This is a genomic window from Duganella sp. OV510, from assembly GCF_900100205.1.
Taxonomy (GTDB): Bacteria; Pseudomonadota; Gammaproteobacteria; order Burkholderiales; family Burkholderiaceae_D; genus Rugamonas.
Map to the genome: position 1 here is coordinate 193,558 of NZ_FNEQ01000010.1, position 15,390 is coordinate 208,947.

General features: G+C 61.8%; 14 protein-coding genes. 5 read left to right on the forward strand and 9 right to left on the reverse strand.

What is annotated here, in order from left to right; genetic code table 11:
• Positions 1-125: 125 nt before the first annotated feature.
• Complete coding sequence (locus tag BLS51_RS23860) at positions 126-2,582, reverse strand: S9 family peptidase (RefSeq protein ID WP_090190165.1); 2,457 nt, start codon at positions 2,580-2,582, stop codon at positions 126-128.
• Positions 2,583-2,681: 99 nt separating this feature from the next.
• On the opposite strand from BLS51_RS23860, the gene BLS51_RS23865 reads away from it, so the two are divergent.
• Both BLS51_RS23865 and BLS51_RS23870 read left to right on the forward strand, forming a co-directional pair.
• On the forward strand, positions 2,682-3,209 hold the full coding sequence (locus BLS51_RS23865) for a CcdC protein domain-containing protein (protein ID WP_229207738.1): 528 nt from the start codon (positions 2,682-2,684) through the stop codon (positions 3,207-3,209).
• A gap of 56 nt (positions 3,210-3,265) precedes the next feature.
• Positions 3,266-3,493, forward strand: a complete 228-nt coding sequence (locus BLS51_RS23870; protein WP_139168778.1) for a hypothetical protein — start codon at positions 3,266-3,268, stop codon at positions 3,491-3,493.
• Here BLS51_RS23870 and BLS51_RS23875 read toward each other — a convergent pair.
• The 5 genes from BLS51_RS23875 to BLS51_RS23895 form a co-directional block, all read right to left on the reverse strand.
• On the reverse strand, positions 3,490-6,321 hold the full coding sequence (locus BLS51_RS23875; RefSeq protein WP_090190172.1) for an ATP-binding protein: 2,832 nt from the start codon (positions 6,319-6,321) through the stop codon (positions 3,490-3,492). The two genes, BLS51_RS23870 and BLS51_RS23875, sit on opposite strands and share 4 nt — an antisense overlap.
• 3 nt (positions 6,322-6,324) lie before the next feature.
• Positions 6,325-7,089, reverse strand: a complete 765-nt coding sequence (locus tag BLS51_RS23880) for a hypothetical protein (protein WP_229207739.1) — start codon at positions 7,087-7,089, stop codon at positions 6,325-6,327.
• Positions 7,082-8,443, reverse strand: coding sequence for a hypothetical protein (locus tag BLS51_RS23885; RefSeq protein ID WP_090190174.1), 1,362 nt, complete (start codon positions 8,441-8,443; stop codon positions 7,082-7,084). The genes BLS51_RS23880 and BLS51_RS23885 overlap by 8 nt, the downstream gene beginning before the upstream one ends.
• 81 nt (positions 8,444-8,524) lie before the next feature.
• Positions 8,525-9,265: a DUF3108 domain-containing protein gene (locus BLS51_RS23890; RefSeq protein ID WP_090190177.1), complete on the reverse strand. Its 741-nt coding sequence runs from the start codon at positions 9,263-9,265 to the stop codon at positions 8,525-8,527.
• Positions 9,262-10,386 (reverse strand): DUF3108 domain-containing protein, encoded by a 1,125-nt coding sequence (locus tag BLS51_RS23895; protein ID WP_229207740.1) that lies wholly within the window; start codon positions 10,384-10,386, stop codon positions 9,262-9,264. The genes BLS51_RS23890 and BLS51_RS23895 overlap by 4 nt, the downstream gene beginning before the upstream one ends.
• Positions 10,387-10,592: 206 nt before the next feature.
• On the opposite strand from BLS51_RS23895, the gene BLS51_RS23900 reads away from it, so the two are divergent.
• Positions 10,593-11,255, forward strand: a complete 663-nt coding sequence (locus BLS51_RS23900) for a PhaM family polyhydroxyalkanoate granule multifunctional regulatory protein (RefSeq protein ID WP_229207741.1) — start codon at positions 10,593-10,595, stop codon at positions 11,253-11,255.
• Positions 11,256-11,261: 6 nt separating this feature from the next.
• Here BLS51_RS23900 and BLS51_RS23905 read toward each other — a convergent pair whose 3' ends face one another.
• The 3 genes from BLS51_RS23905 to BLS51_RS23915 all read right to left on the reverse strand — a co-directional run bounded on the left by BLS51_RS23905 (position 11,262) and on the right by BLS51_RS23915 (position 14,045).
• A complete protein-coding gene (locus BLS51_RS23905; RefSeq protein WP_090190183.1) occupies positions 11,262-11,477 on the reverse strand; it encodes a hypothetical protein in 216 nt (71 codons plus the stop codon).
• 126 nt (positions 11,478-11,603) lie between these two features.
• Entirely contained in the window at positions 11,604-13,322 is a 1,719-nt protein-coding gene (locus BLS51_RS23910; protein WP_090190185.1) for a tetratricopeptide repeat-containing response regulator, read from the reverse strand.
• A 12-nt stretch (positions 13,323-13,334) separates the two neighbouring features.
• Positions 13,335-14,045: a sensor histidine kinase gene (locus BLS51_RS23915; RefSeq protein WP_090190187.1), complete on the reverse strand. Its 711-nt coding sequence runs from the start codon at positions 14,043-14,045 to the stop codon at positions 13,335-13,337.
• Between the two features lie 156 nt (positions 14,046-14,201).
• On the opposite strand from BLS51_RS23915, the gene BLS51_RS23920 reads away from it, so the two are divergent.
• The gene (locus BLS51_RS23920; RefSeq protein WP_090190189.1) at positions 14,202-14,486 is read left to right on the forward strand and encodes a hypothetical protein; all 285 of its coding nucleotides are present in this window, start codon (positions 14,202-14,204) and stop codon (positions 14,484-14,486) included.
• Positions 14,487-14,490: 4 nt separating this feature from the next.
• On the forward strand, positions 14,491-15,381 hold the full coding sequence (locus BLS51_RS23925; protein WP_090190191.1) for a hypothetical protein: 891 nt from the start codon (positions 14,491-14,493) through the stop codon (positions 15,379-15,381).
• Positions 15,382-15,390: the final 9 nt, after the last annotated feature.

The following is a 15,390-nucleotide window of genomic DNA, read 5'->3' on the forward strand; positions in this document are numbered from 1 at the left end:
GGATCGTCCTGCGGCACCGGATGCGGTACATTCGGCGGCGCAGGATCATCCACAGGGACGGGATCCGGGGCGCGATGGAATAATTTCATGGCTGTCTCTCCTGGCGAAAAGTACAGCATCCCATTTTACGCCGTCGCGTGGCGCACGTATTTCTCCAGCCATGCATTGGTCTCGTACAGCATGTGCAGGATGGATTCGCGCGCGCGGTAAGCGTGCGATTCGTTCGGCAGCATCACCAGCCGCGCGGTGCCGCCCAGGCCCTTGATGGCCTGGAACATGCGCTCGCTCTGCAAGGGAAAAGTACCGGAGTTGCTGTCCTCGGCGCCGTGGATCAGCAGCATCGCATCCTTGATCTTGTCGGCGTTATTAAACGGTGACATCGCCTGATACACCGCCGGCGCCTGCCAGAACGGGCGTTCTTCCGACTGGAAGCCGAACGGCGTCAGCGTGCGATTGTAGGCGCCGCTGCGCGCGATCCCGGCCTTGAACAAGCGCGTATGCGCCAGCAGATTACCGGTCATGAAAGCGCCATACGAATGCCCGCCGATGGCGATGCGATGGCGGTCGGCGACACCACGCCGCACTACTTCCTCGACTGCCGCTTCGGCCGACGCCACCAGCTGCGGCAGATAGGTATCGTTAGGTTCCTCGTCACCGCTGCCGACAATCGGGAACGACGGATTGTCCAGCACCGCATAGCCCATCGCCAGGAAAGCCGCCGGCCCCCAATAGCTGACGGCGTTGAAGCGGTACGGCGAGCCGGTGGTCTGGCTGGCTGCGCCGGCAGACTTGAACTCCTGCGGATACGCCCACATCAGCATCGGCAGCGGGCCATCGCGCGCCGCATCATAGGCCGGCGGCAGCATCAGCGTCGCAGTCAGCTCCACGCCATCCTCGCGTGGATAGCGGATCTGCTCCTTCGCCACATCCTTCAGTTGCGGCGTGGGATGCGGGTAGTGCGTCAGCGCGGTCAGTTGCTGGCCTTCCTGCTTGCTCAGGTCACGCAGATAATAATTCGGCCGTTCGGTGGGCGATTCGCGCGTGGTGAGCAGCAGCGTGCCGTCATCATTCAGCACCGCCGCCACGTTTTCGAAATAGGGCGCAGCGCTCTGGAACAGGCGTTCCTTCTGCCGCGTGGTGAGGCTCAGACGGTCGATGAACGGGCGGTCGCCTTCGGGCGTCGCTCCCGCTCCATCCAGCAGCACCGTCGTGCCGGGGCCGATCAGCAGGCGCGGAAAGCCGTTGGCGTCGGCGCGCATCACCGGCGAGCCGGGGCTGTTGTAACGGTCCTCGTAGGAGCCGGAATGGATCAGCTCCGGCGGCGTTGAAAGATGGCCAGGCTCGATCATCCACTGCTTGTAGGCGCGCGTCTTGTGCCAGCGCTCATTAATCAGCGCGACGTCGTCGCGGCCCCAGGCGATGCCGGCATAGCGCATCGTCAGCCGCGCCAGCACCAGCGGCGGTTCGCGGAATGGCGCCGCTTGCAGCATCACCAGGTCGCGTATGCCATCGATCACCTCGCGCGCCGGATCGCCGCCGTCCTGCGCCTCCGCCCACGCCAGACTGGCCGGCGCGTCGGCGCGCCAAGATACATGGCGCACGCCTTCGGACACCGCGTCATTCCCCTGCGGCAGCCCCTCCTCCAGCGGCAGGTTGGCCACCGTGTGCACCACATCGCCGTGCAGGTCGCGCACCTCCACCCGCTCGCCAAAACTGGACACTGGCACGATGTAGGAATATGGGCGCGTAATGCTCTGCGTCAGGATGTATGCACCGTTCGGCGAAATCGACGTGCGCGAGTATTGTCCCGGCGCGCCCACCAGCTGCGTCTTGCCGTGCAGGTCGACGATCGCCATCTGCACCGTGATGTAGTATTCGAACAGGCGTGCGTCGTCCTCGTTTTTCAGCAGGTCCTGATAGGTGCGCAGTTGCCGCACATGGCCGTCCGAGGTGGAGTCCTGCTCGATCGGCCCGGACGGAATGCCGCTGCCCGCCGGCGCCTTGCCAATGCCGCCCGGACGCCAATGCACCAGCAAGCCGCTGCTGTCCGGCAGCCAGTTGAAACCGCGCGTCAGCACCGCCGACAAGGGCTGCGGCGACAGCTTGCGTGCCTTGCGCTCGGCGATATCGACCACCCACAGCTCCACCGATCCCCGTTCGCCCCTCAGTGCCACATGCGAGAACGCCAGGTAGCGCTGGTCCGGCGACCAGCTCAGGTCCGACAGGCGCAAGCCGCGCGGCAGACCGCGTATGCGGCTCTCCTTGCGTGTCGCCACATCGAGGAAAGACAAATCGGTGCCGAACGAAAAACGCGACGAAGAAAAGGTGCGTGGATTGATCCGCAAGCCGGCCAGCTTCAATTCCGGCTGCGCCACTTCGGCGATGCCGGGCAGCGCCGGCGTCTGCACCACGGCGATGAGATCGCGCTGCGGGCTAAGGCTCAGCGCCGGTGCGCGCGCAGCATCGACAATCGCCTGCAAGGCAGCGGGAGGCAGGCGGTAGCCGCCCTCCTGGGCGCCGGTTTGCGGCGAGGCGGCCATCAGGCCAAGGTTCAACGGCAGCACGGATAAAGGTTTGTTCATGGATGTCCTTTCGGTCCAGTTTGCTTATGCTAGCCTTGATTGTCAATCCGTGCCGTACAATCACAGTTTTCAGATTTCGCATCCGGACACATTATGGAAATGACCACAATCGTATTGCTGTTGCTCGTGCCACTGGCAGTCTGGCGCATCTATTCGCGCCTGAAGGTCGTGCTGGGCCGCACCAAGTCCGAGCTGTGGCGCCACTACGCCACGCTGGCGGTGATGGTGGTGATGCTGCTGGTCGTGGCGGTCAACACCCTCGGCAACTGGACCGCACTGGCGGCGTTGCTGGCGGGCGCTGTGGTGGGCGGCCTGCTGGGCCAGATGAGCATGAAGAAAAGCCGCCTGGAGAACCGTGCCGAAGGCTTCTTCTATACCCAGGAACGCCGCCTTGGCCTGCTGGTCATCATGCTGTTCGTCAGCCGCCTGATCTACCGCCTGTTCGAGGCCTACCTGCACATGCACAATGGCTTGGCGCTTGATCCGGACTTCCTCGGCCAGCCGCTCACCGCCTGGCTGTTTGGCCTGCTGGCCGGCTTCTATGGCGTCTACGCCACACTGCTGATTCAATGGCGCCGCACACAGAAACCGGTGCCGCGTCCGATTGATATTTTCGACATCAAGTAAGCGACAAGTGCTATCTTTGAATCTGCCGCATGCGGCAGATTTATGAGGGTATTGTCATGAGCACGACGCAGCAACAGCTTGCGGTTTACGACTTTTACACCAAAACCATCAAGAGCACCATCGGCCTGCGGGGTTTCACCTTGCAACTCAAGGTGGAAAAAGCCGCCACGCTGGACGAGCTGCGCCAGCTGCGCGATCCCTATGTCGAAGCCGTGCAAAAAGCAAAGGGCCGCGACAAGGCGGCCCTTCTGGCGGAACAGCTGGATCAGCTGCTCGATAATTAGGCAGCCTTCGCGTCCTCTTTCTGACGGCGTTGCAGCACGAAGATAGGCTGCGCCCACTCCGTATCCTTCTTCTTTTTGCTCGTGATGAGCGTCAGTTCCGAAGGATCGTAGACGTCGGTATTGTGCGTCAGCGGTGTCGTCATCAGGTACTGCGCGTCGGTATTCTTCAGGAACTCGCCGACCAGCTGGATGTTGCGGATATCCAGGTGGGCGAACGGTTCGTCGATGAACACGAAGCCGCCGGAGCCTTCTTCCGACTTCAGCAAGCCAATCAGCAGCACCAGCGATTTCATCACCTGCTGGCCACCCGACGCTTCACCATCGTTCATGCCGATCACACCCTTGCCGTCGAACTTGAAGCGCACATGCAGACCGGCTTGCGCCAGTTGCACATCGTCGTTCTCCAGTCGCACCGGATCGGCGCTGACCTCGATGCCGGCCAGCTGGCCCAGCTCCTTGATGTTGGCGGCGTAGGTCTTGATGGTGTAGCGCAGACGCTCCATGTAGGCGCCGCGCGCATTGCCGGTGGCCTCGATGGCGCGATTGTTCTGATAGCGGCGCTCCTCGGTTTCCGACTGGCGCGAATGCAGCTGGTCGTTGAGGCGCTGGTACTGGTCGATCACCGTGGCGTCCAGTTCCCAGTCGCTGCGCGACAGGCTGGCTTCGAGGCTGTGGATACGCAGATTGACCTGGTGGGCATTCTGGTGTTCCTTGACCAGTGCGGCGCGGCGCGCGGGACGGCGCCAGCCTTGCGGCAGGTGGCGCCACGCCTTGCGCAGCGCGGCCAGCACTTGGGCATGGTCGGCACGCTGCTCCAGCGCGCGCTTGTGATTCAGGCGCATGCCGGCTTCCGCTTCCGACAGCGCGAAGCGGGCGTTCTGCCAGGTGGTGTCGGCGCGGGTGCGCGTGACCACGGCAGTCTTGATCAGGTTTTGCAGCTCACCCAGTCGCGCGCCCACTTCGCCGCGCTCGGAGCGCAGCGGCACGGCGTTGCGCGAAGCATCATCGAATTCCTCTGCGCGCGCGCCCAGTTCCTTGGCGGCGTCAACGCCGGCCAGGCGGGTTTTCAGCGAGCTGATTTCCGTCGCCAGCTTGGACACTTGCAGCGTCAGCTGATCTTCCTGCGCTTCCAGCGCCGGCAGCGAACGCTGGATCGCTTCCATCCGCTGCGAGCGGCCAGCGGAGCCGAAGCGGTAGCGCGAAGCTTCCACAAACAGCGAGCGGCCACCGCGACGTTCGCGGTGATAGGCTTCCGGCGTGATCCACTCTTCGTGGCTGCCCAGCTTGGCGCCGAGATCCACGCTGTCCACCTTGGTGATGCGCGACAGCTGTTCCACCAGCCACGCCGGCACCTTGGCCGAGAAATTCACCACCGACATCAGCGAGTTGTCCTTGATGGTCGGCGCGTGCACCAGATCCGGCACGATGAAGTGGCGATAGCGCTCCTTCTCCGCCAGGCGGTAGGCGGCAGCGGCGTCGGACGATTTATCCAGCAGCACCACCGAGGCATAGCCGGACAGCACGCCCTCAACGGCGCCCTGCCACTTCGGATCGGTGACTTCGACGATATCCGACAGCATGGCGTGGCCGATGCCGGCGTCGTTCAGCACTTTGCGCATGGCGCGCTGCGCTTCCGGTTCCGGCATCGCGGTCTTGCCTTGCAAGGCGGAGATGGTCGACAGCTCGCCGGCGATTTTCGAGGCGATGGCGTCGCGCGCGGTACGCTGGCGCGCCAGTTCGATTTCTTTTTCCTGCAGCGTCTTCGCCACTTCGGCCAGGTCCGAACCGGAATCCGAGGCCAGCTTCTCCAGGCGCAGCTTCTGTTCCAACAGACTTTCCAGCGGTTTCAGCTTGGTGTTGATCTGCGTCAGGCGCGATTGCAGCGCGGTCGATTCCTGCTCCAGCACCGTCTCATGCGCTTGCGCATCCGACAGCGCTTTGGCCTGTGCGGCCAGCATCGAGCGCTTGTCGGCCAGTTGCGCGTCGGCCTGCATCAGCGGCTTGCGCGCTTCGCGCAGCTGGCGGCTGATGTTGGCGTTCTTCTCGCGCACCTCGTGATATTCCAGCGACGGCAGCACTTCCTCTTGCAGGTTGCGGCGCTCCTTGTTCAGGTCTTCCCACTGGTGGTAGTTGGCGACGCGCAGGCGCAGGCCTTCCAGATTGGTCTTGGAAGCTTCCAGTTCCGCTTCAAAGCGTTTCAGTTCCGTCTCGGTGTCACGCTGGTGGCGCTTGGCTTCATCGTACGCGTCCAGCACTTCCTTGTCGCCGAACACCTGGAACACCAGGTCCAGCAACTGGCGCGGCGCGTATTCGCACAGCTTGTCGGTTTCGCCCTGCTCCAGCGCCAGAACTTTGGCCATGGCCGGCGACAGGCCGGCGTTCGCCAGGCGCTTGCGATAGTTCTCCACACCGAGCCACTCGTTGCCTGCTTCACCGATGTCTTCGATCTGCACGTTACCAGGACGCATCAGGTACTGGCGCTTCCAGTCGCCGCCGTTCTTCTGGATCTGGCAGAACAGCGTGACTTCGTCGTCGCTGAAGAAACCGGAGCTGCGGAACGGACGGTTGGACAACTGGCGGCCCATCGGCTTGTTGTCCACCACGGCGCGCAGCCAGGCGGTCTGCTGGCCGCTGTGGCGCGCATAATGTTTATACGTGCGGCCCATCGAGCAATCGAGGCCGAACAGCGTGCGCAGCGCATCCAGTAAGGTGGTCTTGCCGGAGCCGTTCTGGCCGGCGATGGTGATGATCTTGGCGTCCAGCGGGATATTCTTGATGCGTTGCCAGTAATCCCAGTGGACCAGTTCTAGCGATTTGATATGAAACATGGCTTAGTCCTTGGCTGGAGTGTCGTCAATGGGAGCAGGCGGCGGCGCGTCGAAGGCTGGCAGGATGTCTTCTTCGTCGTCGTTGGCGGCAGGCGCATCCACCGCAATCGGCGGCTCGCTGCGCGGCACGGCGACAATGGTCGGCGGCGAGCGCTTGAACACGTCGGCCAGCGCGCCGTTGACGATGCGCTCTTTCAGCAGATCGGTATCCATCAACAGGTCGAGCAGCGGGCCTTCGACGATGACGTCGCCACGGCGCTCGATGAAGCCCAGCTTGGACAGGATGCCGAGGTTCATGTCGAGACGCGTCTTCTTGCCCAGCTTGTCGCCGAAGTCGGCCAGCAGCGCCTTGTAGGCGATGCCGATCGACGTATCTTCCGCGCGCGGCAGCGGCTTCTCGTTGCCGAACATATCGTTCTGGTTGTCTTCCGCGTGCTGGTGGGTTTCCTGGCGTTCGCGTTTCGGCAGAATGATTTGCGCCCACAGCACCACCAGCAGCGCCACGCCATCGCGCGACAGACCGAAGTTGTTGTTCTGCCAGACGTCCTTGGCGCCGAAAATCTTCGGTTCGATATTGCGGTGCAGGGCAAGCGTCACGTGGTCGGCGTAGACGTTATCGAGCAGCTTGAGGCCAACGGCCAACAGGCGTGCGTCAACTTCGGTGCGGAACTGCTCGTCCGACAGCACACGCTTGACCAGTTTGTCGTCACGGCGCAGCGTCTGGTGCGACAGCAGGCGCGCAATCAGGATTTGTGCATCATCATTCATCAGACTTGTCGCCTTCCGGATTCAAAGACAGGGTGAGGGAGGCCAGGGAGATCGCCGCGACTTCGAGGTCGGGCAACTGCACCATTTCATCTTGCGGCGAGAACTTCACCGGCAGGCGCGCCAGTGCGGCGGTGGCGCCTTGCAGGCGTGCTTCGTCGGCATCACCCAGCAGCGGCAGCAGCGAGGCGCGATATGAGGCCACGGCGAAGCTCGCCGGCAGCAGCGACTCGTGCGCCTGGATGGCTTTCGGCGCTTCCTCGGCGATACTCGGGAAATTGCCCAGCGCCGCGAAGTCGGACAGGCGCGCCAGCCAGTCGTCCAGCTCCTGCTGCATCGCAGGGCCGTCGCTGACGGTGGTGGGCGCGTCCTCGCCGGACGGCAGGCCATTGGATACGTTGGTGTTTACACGGTCGGCCATTAATTCAGTTTCTGCTACGTCTATCATTTCAGCGGGCGTCATGAACAGCGGGACTACCGGCTGGTCGATGGCGTCGGTGGCCAGCGAGGCCAGGTCTTCATGCTCCAGCAGCCAGCGCTTGATGTCGGTGGTGGACAGGCCGGACTGGCCCAGGTGCACGCGCTGGCGCTCGATCTGGTTCAGCGCGCGCGAGAACATGCCCTGCATGTTGAGCAGCGCCGATTGCGCGCGGCCGATGGCTTGCGCCGCCTTGTGCGTGGCGCTGTCGGCGTTTTCGTCGGTGGTGATGGCGCGCAGGATCTCCGAGCCCTTCTCCACCCAGTCGCACGCCATATGCCACTTGGCCTGCGAGGCGCGCAGGCGAAATTCCGAACCCGAGGCGATGGCGTCCGAGAACTCCTCGGTCAGCTCGACCAGGCGGCCCAGCAGGTGGTTCAGTTGGTCGACGGTGACGCCGCCCATCACCTGGGCGCCGGCCACCTGCGACAGCAGGAAGCCCATGTCCGAGCTGTCTTCTTCCTTGCCCAGCGCCAGCAGCGCGTCGATCGCCGACAGCACGTTGCGCGCCATCGGCGTGACGCGGTACACGGCCTGCTGCGCGTCCCACGCCAGCAGCTGGTTGGAGCGCAGGCGCATCAGCACCGTCTCCAGCGATTCCGGCAACAGGTAGCCCAGGCGCGTGTTGATGTCGGCGCGGGTGAAACTCGGGGACGAGGTGTCGCCGGCCAGTTCGCGCAACACCAGCAGGCGTACCAGCACGCCATCGAAGCCGCCGTGGAACAGCGCCGTAAACACCTGTAGCAGCGGCTGCGCGCGCTTCAGGTGGTAGACCTGCTCGATCTCGTCGGCGGAAATGTGCGGCTGGAAGTGGGCCTGCAGGCTATCGGGTACTTGCTGCTGGTCCGGCGCGGCGTCACTTGTTGTAGGTTCAATCATTCTTTGCCATTCTGTGCTCCCCGTTATTGTATTTTTTACAAACAATTCTAGTTATCGCGGGGGCGTCAGTATAGCAGGAGCCTACTTCTTCACGACCTTTTCCAGTACCTGATCGACGAAGTCGCCGTCCGGGTCATTGAAGCGCACACGCACCGGATACCAGTCCATCGATGGCGCCAGCCACAGGTCGACCTGCTGGCCGGGCGACTTGGCCGGTGGTTCCTTCACCAGGTGCACGGCACTGACCTCGCCGGTGCCGATCTGGATGGTCTCGATTTTGATGACCTTGAAGTTCCACGCTTCGGCATCGCGGCGGCCGGCCACGAACATGCTGAATTCGCTGCCCGGCTTGAATTTGTCGGGCGTGGCGCGCGCGATCGCGGCCAGTTGCCACTGCGCGCTCAGGCGATCCTGCTCGCCCCCGATGATCGGGTAAGTGGTGTCGCTTTCAGTAAACGCAATGGTCTTGGTATCGCGCTTGAAGCTGGTGGTGTACGGGTCCTTGCGCAGGCGCTTCTCGTGGAAGGTCACCGGCGCCAAGCCGTAATCGTCGATTGCGCCGTCACTGTGGTTCTCCACCACCTTGCCGAAGATGGCGGCGCGGCTTTCGGCGGCGATCGAGTACTTGCCGTCGCCGGCGCGCCACTGCACGGTGGCCACGCCGTTCAGCGACAGGCCGCTTTGCTTGACCTTCAGGTTGTAGCTCAGGTCCGCCGACGGCGGCGGATTGGTCGGGCGCCTGGTGCTTGGATGTTCGGTGTCGGCGGCGTGTGCCGCAAAAGCCAGCAACAGCGTGGCGTACAGAATGCTTGTTTTCTTCATTTGTCTGTCATCTTCATGTTGGAGACGGTCTGCGTGGTCAACGCGCCGCTCGCCTCCGTGTTACGTATCTGGACCGGATACCAGTTCAGGCCCGGCGCCAGCCAGATGTCCAGCCGCGACGAGTAACTGCCCGGCTTCGGTGGGCGGCTCAGGTGCCAAGTCACCAGCTTGCCCATTTTGGTGTCGATTTCTTCCTCGCCCACCAGCTGGAAGCGGAACATGGTGGCTTCCTTGTCCTCACCCACCTGGATGTCGACGTCGCTGCCGAATTGATTGATGTCGGCACGGCCGATGCCGCCCAGCTGGAACGGCACGGTCGCCTTGTCCTGCGCGCCCGGCAGCAGCGGGTAGCTGCGCTCGGACGCCGAGAAGCTGATGGTGCCGGCGTCGCGGTTGAAATGGGTCGCGGTTTCGGCGCGGCGGGTGCGCTTTTCCGTCACCTTGACCGGGGCGATACCGGCATCGTCTATCGTGCCTTCGCTGCGCAGCACCAGCAGGTTGATGCGCGTGATCAGCAGGCTGACTCCCGCCTCCACCGACGCCTGATAGTGGCTACCGTCAGTATGCCACGTCATCGTCGCGGCCCCCGTCCATTTGGTGCCGTCGGCGTCCACCCGGTCGACCGCCAGCTCGAACGTGGCCGATGGCGGCAGGTTGACCTTGTAGCGGCGACCGCCCTGGCGCGGGCCGGCGTCCGGCGTTGCTGCCGCCGGCGTCTCGCCCTGCGCCACTTCCGGCGGCGGCGTGCCAGTCTGCGCCTGCGCGGCGCCAGCCTGCTGGCCGCTCGCCACGGCGACATCGGCCAGATCACTCGCCGCCGCCAGCACCGCCGCGCTGGACGCCATCTCCTGCGCCATCTCTGGCGCCATCGACGCCGGCGTCATCGCCGCCACGCTCGGCGCCGGCGGCTTCGGTCTGGCGAGCGGCTTGCGAGGCGCTTCAGCCAGCGGCTTGATCTCTTCCACCGGCGCGCTCTCCACCCGCTTCGGCAATGACAGCTTGAGCTGCGCTGTCATCAACGACGGCGGCAGCTCCGACGGCCGATGCGTCTGCGCGGCCAGGCGTCCGCCCACCCAATCGATGGCCGCATAGTGCAGCGCGAGCGTGGCCGCGCATAACATCCAGACGCGCCGGTGTCGGGAAAGGGAAGAAGCAATCGTCATGGCCGCTAGTTTAAACGGGATCGCGAATCTCGGCGCTGCAGTAGCAGAAATGTTGTCAAAACCTTTTGAATGGCAAACGAATATCTGCTACGCTCATTGTTCGATCCCACAGGAGTTTTCTCATGGCCCATCCGCAAATGCCAAATATTCCCGGCGTAGGAGTAATGAACGACACCCTGGACTTCGTCAAGAACCTGTGGGGCAGCATGAGTGTGCCAGGTCTGACCGCACCCACGCTATCGGTCGAGGAACTGGACAAAAAGATCAACGACCTGAAGGCCGTCGAGTCCTGGCTCAACCTCAACATGAGCATGCTGCGCGGGACCATCCAGGCACTGGAAGTCCAGCGCGGCACCATCGCCACGCTGAAATCGGTGGGCGCCAGCCTGGCCTCGGGCGTCAGCGACAAATCCTTCTTCGACGCCAATCCCTACGCCTCGGCCTTCTTCCACCACGCGCGCGAAGCCGATACGGCACGCGCCAGCGCGCCAACGCCTACGCCTGCCCCTAGCGCCACACCGGCACCCGAAGCCAGGCCGGATGAGCCGCAGCAGGAAGCAGCCGCCGGCCAGCCCAACGTCTGGTGGAACCTGCTGCAGGAACAATTCAAGCAAGCCGTATCGACCGCGATGGCATCAGAATCGATGATGACCGACGCTGCGGTCAAGTTCGCGGCCGCAGCCGCCGGTACACCGGCCAAGCCAGCAGAAGCCGGGCCAGCTGCAACAGCGCAGCCGTCAGTGAAAAAACCGGCGGCCAAAAAACCCGCCGCGAAAAAAGCCGCAGCCAAGCCGGCGGCGCCGAAGCCGCCAGCCGACAAACCATAACGGGAACTACGCCAGCCGCTGGATGCGGATGGCGTCAACCAGGCCATCGGCCTGGCGCTGCACTTTCTCGATATCGATCAGGCCCTCTTGTTCAAGCTGGAGGGCGCTGTCGTGCGCTGACTGGAAACTATCCAGGGTATCGCCTTTGGCAGTGATCGGACGTATCCACGCCACACTGCCCACCTTCATTTTTTTGTACACTTCTTTTGCGAGATCGCGCATATTTTTATTGCCCTTTAATTTGCCCTCAATATTGACAGCGAATCAAGCGCAGGCAGGGCTGCGCCGAATTCAGTGTAATCATTTGAGGTAGTCGAAACAAGCGCGTTGTTGCGTGGCGCCGTCAGATCAGTTACTTGTAAACCGCGTGCTTTCCGGCACCGGGCCATTCGCTGCTTCATACTCGCTAGCCGCTGCGGCGGCCACCACGCCCGCCACCGGCGCCAGCATCGCCAGTTGTTCCATCAGCTGTGCAAAGCGCTGCTGTCCCGGCGCGATGGCGTCGACATGCATCAACACTCCGATCGCCTCATCGGCAATACCACGTTGATAGCCATTCTGCTGTAGCTCGGAGATCAGGATCTGTGCGGAGTTGAACAGTATGCGCATATTGTGCGGCAGCGCGCGGCGCGCGGTGCGCATCCATTCGATGGCCTCGGTGAGCTTGCCGGTCTTCCACAGCAGCACGCCCCGGTTCATCATCTCCGCCGCTTCCAGGCGGGCGTTCTTGATCAGCTCCACGCCTTCGTCCGTCATGCGCGCCTTGTCGAAGATCTTCTGCACATCATCCAGCAGCGGTGCGTTGTCGTGGTTATTGCGCGTAACGTAGCACAGCAGATTGACCGGCGCGTCCTTGACACCGACCGCAAACAGCAGCGTTGCCATATCCAGGCAGCTTTCGGTATCGGGACGCTGGCGGTTGCCGTCGGCCAGCATGGCTTCCAGCTCGTCGCCAGACTTGCGTGCGCGCCGGTAGTCACCACTCTCGTGATACACCAGGCCCTCAGTGATCTTGGCGCGCAGCGTCACCTGGTCGCCGCCGAACTGGTGGACCGCCGCGTTGAGCAGGCGGATGGCTTCCTTGGTGTCGTTCTTCTGGCCGCACACGCGCGCCAGGCCCAGATAGGCATCCACGGTTTTTCGCACCGAGAATTCGCCGATCTCGATGCACTTGCGGAAGGCCTTTTCCGCCACCGGGATATTCTCCAGCTTCAGCGCAGTCTGACCCAGCGCGCGCTGGCGTGGCACCGAATTCGGCGACAGCTTGGCGGCTTTTTGCAGCACGTCGAAGGCTTCCTCGGTCTTGCCCTGCAACAGGAATGACTGCGCCAACTGGTCGAAGGCGTCGATGTAGAAGCGGTTATCGGTGATCACCGACTGAAACATCATGCGCGCCTCTTCCAGCTCGCCATTCGCCAGGCGGATCTTGCCCAGGCCGCAGCGGGCCCAGTTGTATTCGCGCTCCCGCAGCACCTGTTCATACACCGCGCCGGCCTGCTCCACCTCGCCGGCTTTGAGCAGCAGCGTGGCTTTCAAGCGCAGCAGGTCGATAGCGTGCAGCGGATTGTGCGCCACCTGCTCTTCGCACAGCTTGGCGGCGCGCAGGTAATCCTTGTCGGCAAAGGCGTGGTCGATGTCGTGGAAGATCTGCTTCTTGACCCACACGCGGTTCAGCCGTGTCAGCAGCACGCCTTCGGTGATCGGCTTGATGATGTAGGCGTCCGGCTGATGCTCGGCGGCGCCCATCACCGACTCCACGCTCTTTTCAGCGGAGACCATCAGCCACACGCCGGACGGCAGCATCAGGTTGCGAATGCGCGCTTCCTCCAGCACCTGCTGGCCGTTCTTGCCATCACCCAGGTTGTAATCGCACAGCACCACGTCGTAACGGACTTTCGACAGCAGCACCATCGCTTCACCGCCGCTGGACGCCTGGTCGATATGCTTGGCGCCCAGATTGCGCAGCGACTCGCGCAGCAGCTGGCGGATGCCGACAAAATCGTCGATGATCAGGTAGCGCTTCTCGCCCCAGTCGATGCCGCTTTCGGCAGGATTCGTGGAAGTCATCACGTCTCCCCGTTACGGCAGGCGCAGCACGAAGCAGCCGCCACCCAGCGTGCCGCCGTTTTCCAGCGCGATGCTGCCGCTGCGCTGACGGTGCTTGTGCATCCGCGCGACTTCGCTGGAGAAGTACAGTCCGAGGCCGCTGCTGTTGTTGAGGAAGTTGATCGCGGCCTTGGGGCTGGCGCCGCTTTCCAGCATGGCATCAGGGAAGCCGCTGCCGTTGTCTTCGACCCGCAGTTCAAGATAGTCGCCATCGACGGCGATCGACAGGCGGATGCGGTCGCGCGTATAGCGCACAGCGTTGTTGATGGCGTGGACCAGCACACCGATGACCAGGTCTTCGTCCAGCGTCCAGATGCCGTCCGGCGGATAGTCGGTTTCAAACGCGATGCCACCCGATTGCAGCAGCACGTGCGCCTGCCCCGCCACCAGCTCCACCAGTTCGCGCATGCTGCGCGGTGCCGGATCGAACGGATAGCCCGGCTTGCCGACATCCTTGTACAGCGCCAGCAGCTGGATCAGGTTGTCGTTGAGGCGCTTTGTCTGATACAGCATCTGCGCCATCTGCCCGTATTCGGGTGCGGCGTTGGATGGGTGGGCAGACAACAGGTTCTCCAGCGTGCCGCTGACGACGCTGATCGAGTTTTTCATATCATGCACGGTGGACGCGAGGAACATGAACAGTTCCGGTGAGCCTTCATTCGGCTGCGCTTCTTGTTCATCCATTTGCAAGTTTCTCCATGGACGGCGGTGTTCAGGCACGCATTATAGCTTGTCAGCATGGGCTAACAGAAAAAGCACTATGATTTGGGTTTGTGTCACAATGACTGTTCCCAGATAGATTCGGATCACCATCCGCCAAGCGAGCCAAGGAGAACCGAAATGAAACTGCACGATATCGATTCGTCCCGCCTTCCCGAGATAGCAGACTCTGTTAAGGAATGCATCAATATGGGTGAGTGGCTGCTTTTTAAAACAGAATCCCAGGACAGTGCCGGTGAAGCAGCATTTTTCCTCAAAACCCCTACTAGCGTCTTTAAGTTAAGCGATAGGGGCGGAGTGTTACACGAGGTCGATGATGGATTCGACAGGCTCGAAATCGATGAGCTGTTTTACTTCTCCGACGTTAGCAAGCCCGTTTCTTTGAGCAATATACGTCCGAGATAAAGTGATGAGCCTGATTAAAGGCCACACGCGATGGGTATTATTTCTGCCTGCGCAGACAGATGCTGAAGTGCGTCACATTCAAGACTTGGCGTTCGGTGTCATGTGCCTGGAGCGGGCAGGAGTAAACATGGCCAGCATCTATATCTACATTGATGGTGCGGATCGCATCTCAATCGAGAACTTCATTAAAAGTGGCTCATCGTCACCTCTGACAGTCAAACAATCAATAGATTTCTTCACCGACCAAGCCAATAACACACATGAGAACCTCGTTATGTTCGTTACCGGGCATGGCGGCCTTGCGGGACTTGATTCGGCGCCCCCGATTACCCCTTATCGACTGCTGGACTGCATAAAATCCTCACCTGACTTGAAACAGGCCGTCGTATACCTTGGGCAATGCTATGCGGGAATTTTTAATTACATTGGTGCAGGTAGCAAGCAAGCGCCAAACGGCGAGAACGATCCGAACGTCATCTTTATCGGTGCAACAAATCTTCACGAAAGCCTTAGTCACTCAACATCCGAAATGCTGATTACCGGTCCCCAAAGCTGGCCGGCCAATCTTTTCTTATTATTCGCATTCAAATGGTTTCTTACACCGATGGACATCGATGGAGATGGAAAACATACCATCATTGATTCATACAAATTTGCAGGCGCAATTTCGAATATGGTGAACAAGGGCTTAAAAGCAGAGGCGTTCCCCAGGACGCACCAATTGCAGCAGAGATGGGAATCCGCGAAGGCGGCACATGAACAACAACCCTCCTTAACAACGCTTGCGAATCTTGAGGCGGCAGCCACTCTGTACAGGAAGCACCTGGAAATCATGTATGTGCATCAGGAATGCTGGATTCTGAATGCGATCCCGTCTCAAAAAATTGAAAGGTGATCAGATACC

Coding starts and splice junctions, on each gene's coding strand:
- BLS51_RS23860 (WP_090190165.1), bottom strand. CDS start 2,582: ATGAACAAACCTTTATCCGTGCTGCCGTTGAACCTTGGCCTGATGGCC.
- BLS51_RS23865 (WP_229207738.1), top strand. CDS start 2,682: ATGACCACAATCGTATTGCTGTTGCTCGTGCCACTGGCAGTCTGGCGC.
- BLS51_RS23870 (WP_139168778.1), top strand. CDS start 3,266: ATGAGCACGACGCAGCAACAGCTTGCGGTTTACGACTTTTACACCAAA.
- BLS51_RS23875 (WP_090190172.1), bottom strand. CDS start 6,321: ATGTTTCATATCAAATCGCTAGAACTGGTCCACTGGGATTACTGGCAA.
- BLS51_RS23880 (WP_229207739.1), bottom strand. CDS start 7,089: ATGAATGATGATGCACAAATCCTGATTGCGCGCCTGCTGTCGCACCAG.
- BLS51_RS23885 (WP_090190174.1), bottom strand. CDS start 8,443: ATGATTGAACCTACAACAAGTGACGCCGCGCCGGACCAGCAGCAAGTA.
- BLS51_RS23890 (WP_090190177.1), bottom strand. CDS start 9,265: ATGAAGAAAACAAGCATTCTGTACGCCACGCTGTTGCTGGCTTTTGCG.
- BLS51_RS23895 (WP_229207740.1), bottom strand. CDS start 10,386: ATGTTATGCGCGGCCACGCTCGCGCTGCACTATGCGGCCATCGATTGG.
- BLS51_RS23900 (WP_229207741.1), top strand. CDS start 10,593: ATGAACGACACCCTGGACTTCGTCAAGAACCTGTGGGGCAGCATGAGT.
- BLS51_RS23905 (WP_090190183.1), bottom strand. CDS start 11,477: ATGCGCGATCTCGCAAAAGAAGTGTACAAAAAAATGAAGGTGGGCAGT.
- BLS51_RS23910 (WP_090190185.1), bottom strand. CDS start 13,322: ATGACTTCCACGAATCCTGCCGAAAGCGGCATCGACTGGGGCGAGAAG.
- BLS51_RS23915 (WP_090190187.1), bottom strand. CDS start 14,045: ATGGATGAACAAGAAGCGCAGCCGAATGAAGGCTCACCGGAACTGTTC.
- BLS51_RS23920 (WP_090190189.1), top strand. CDS start 14,202: ATGAAACTGCACGATATCGATTCGTCCCGCCTTCCCGAGATAGCAGAC.
- BLS51_RS23925 (WP_090190191.1), top strand. CDS start 14,491: ATGAGCCTGATTAAAGGCCACACGCGATGGGTATTATTTCTGCCTGCG.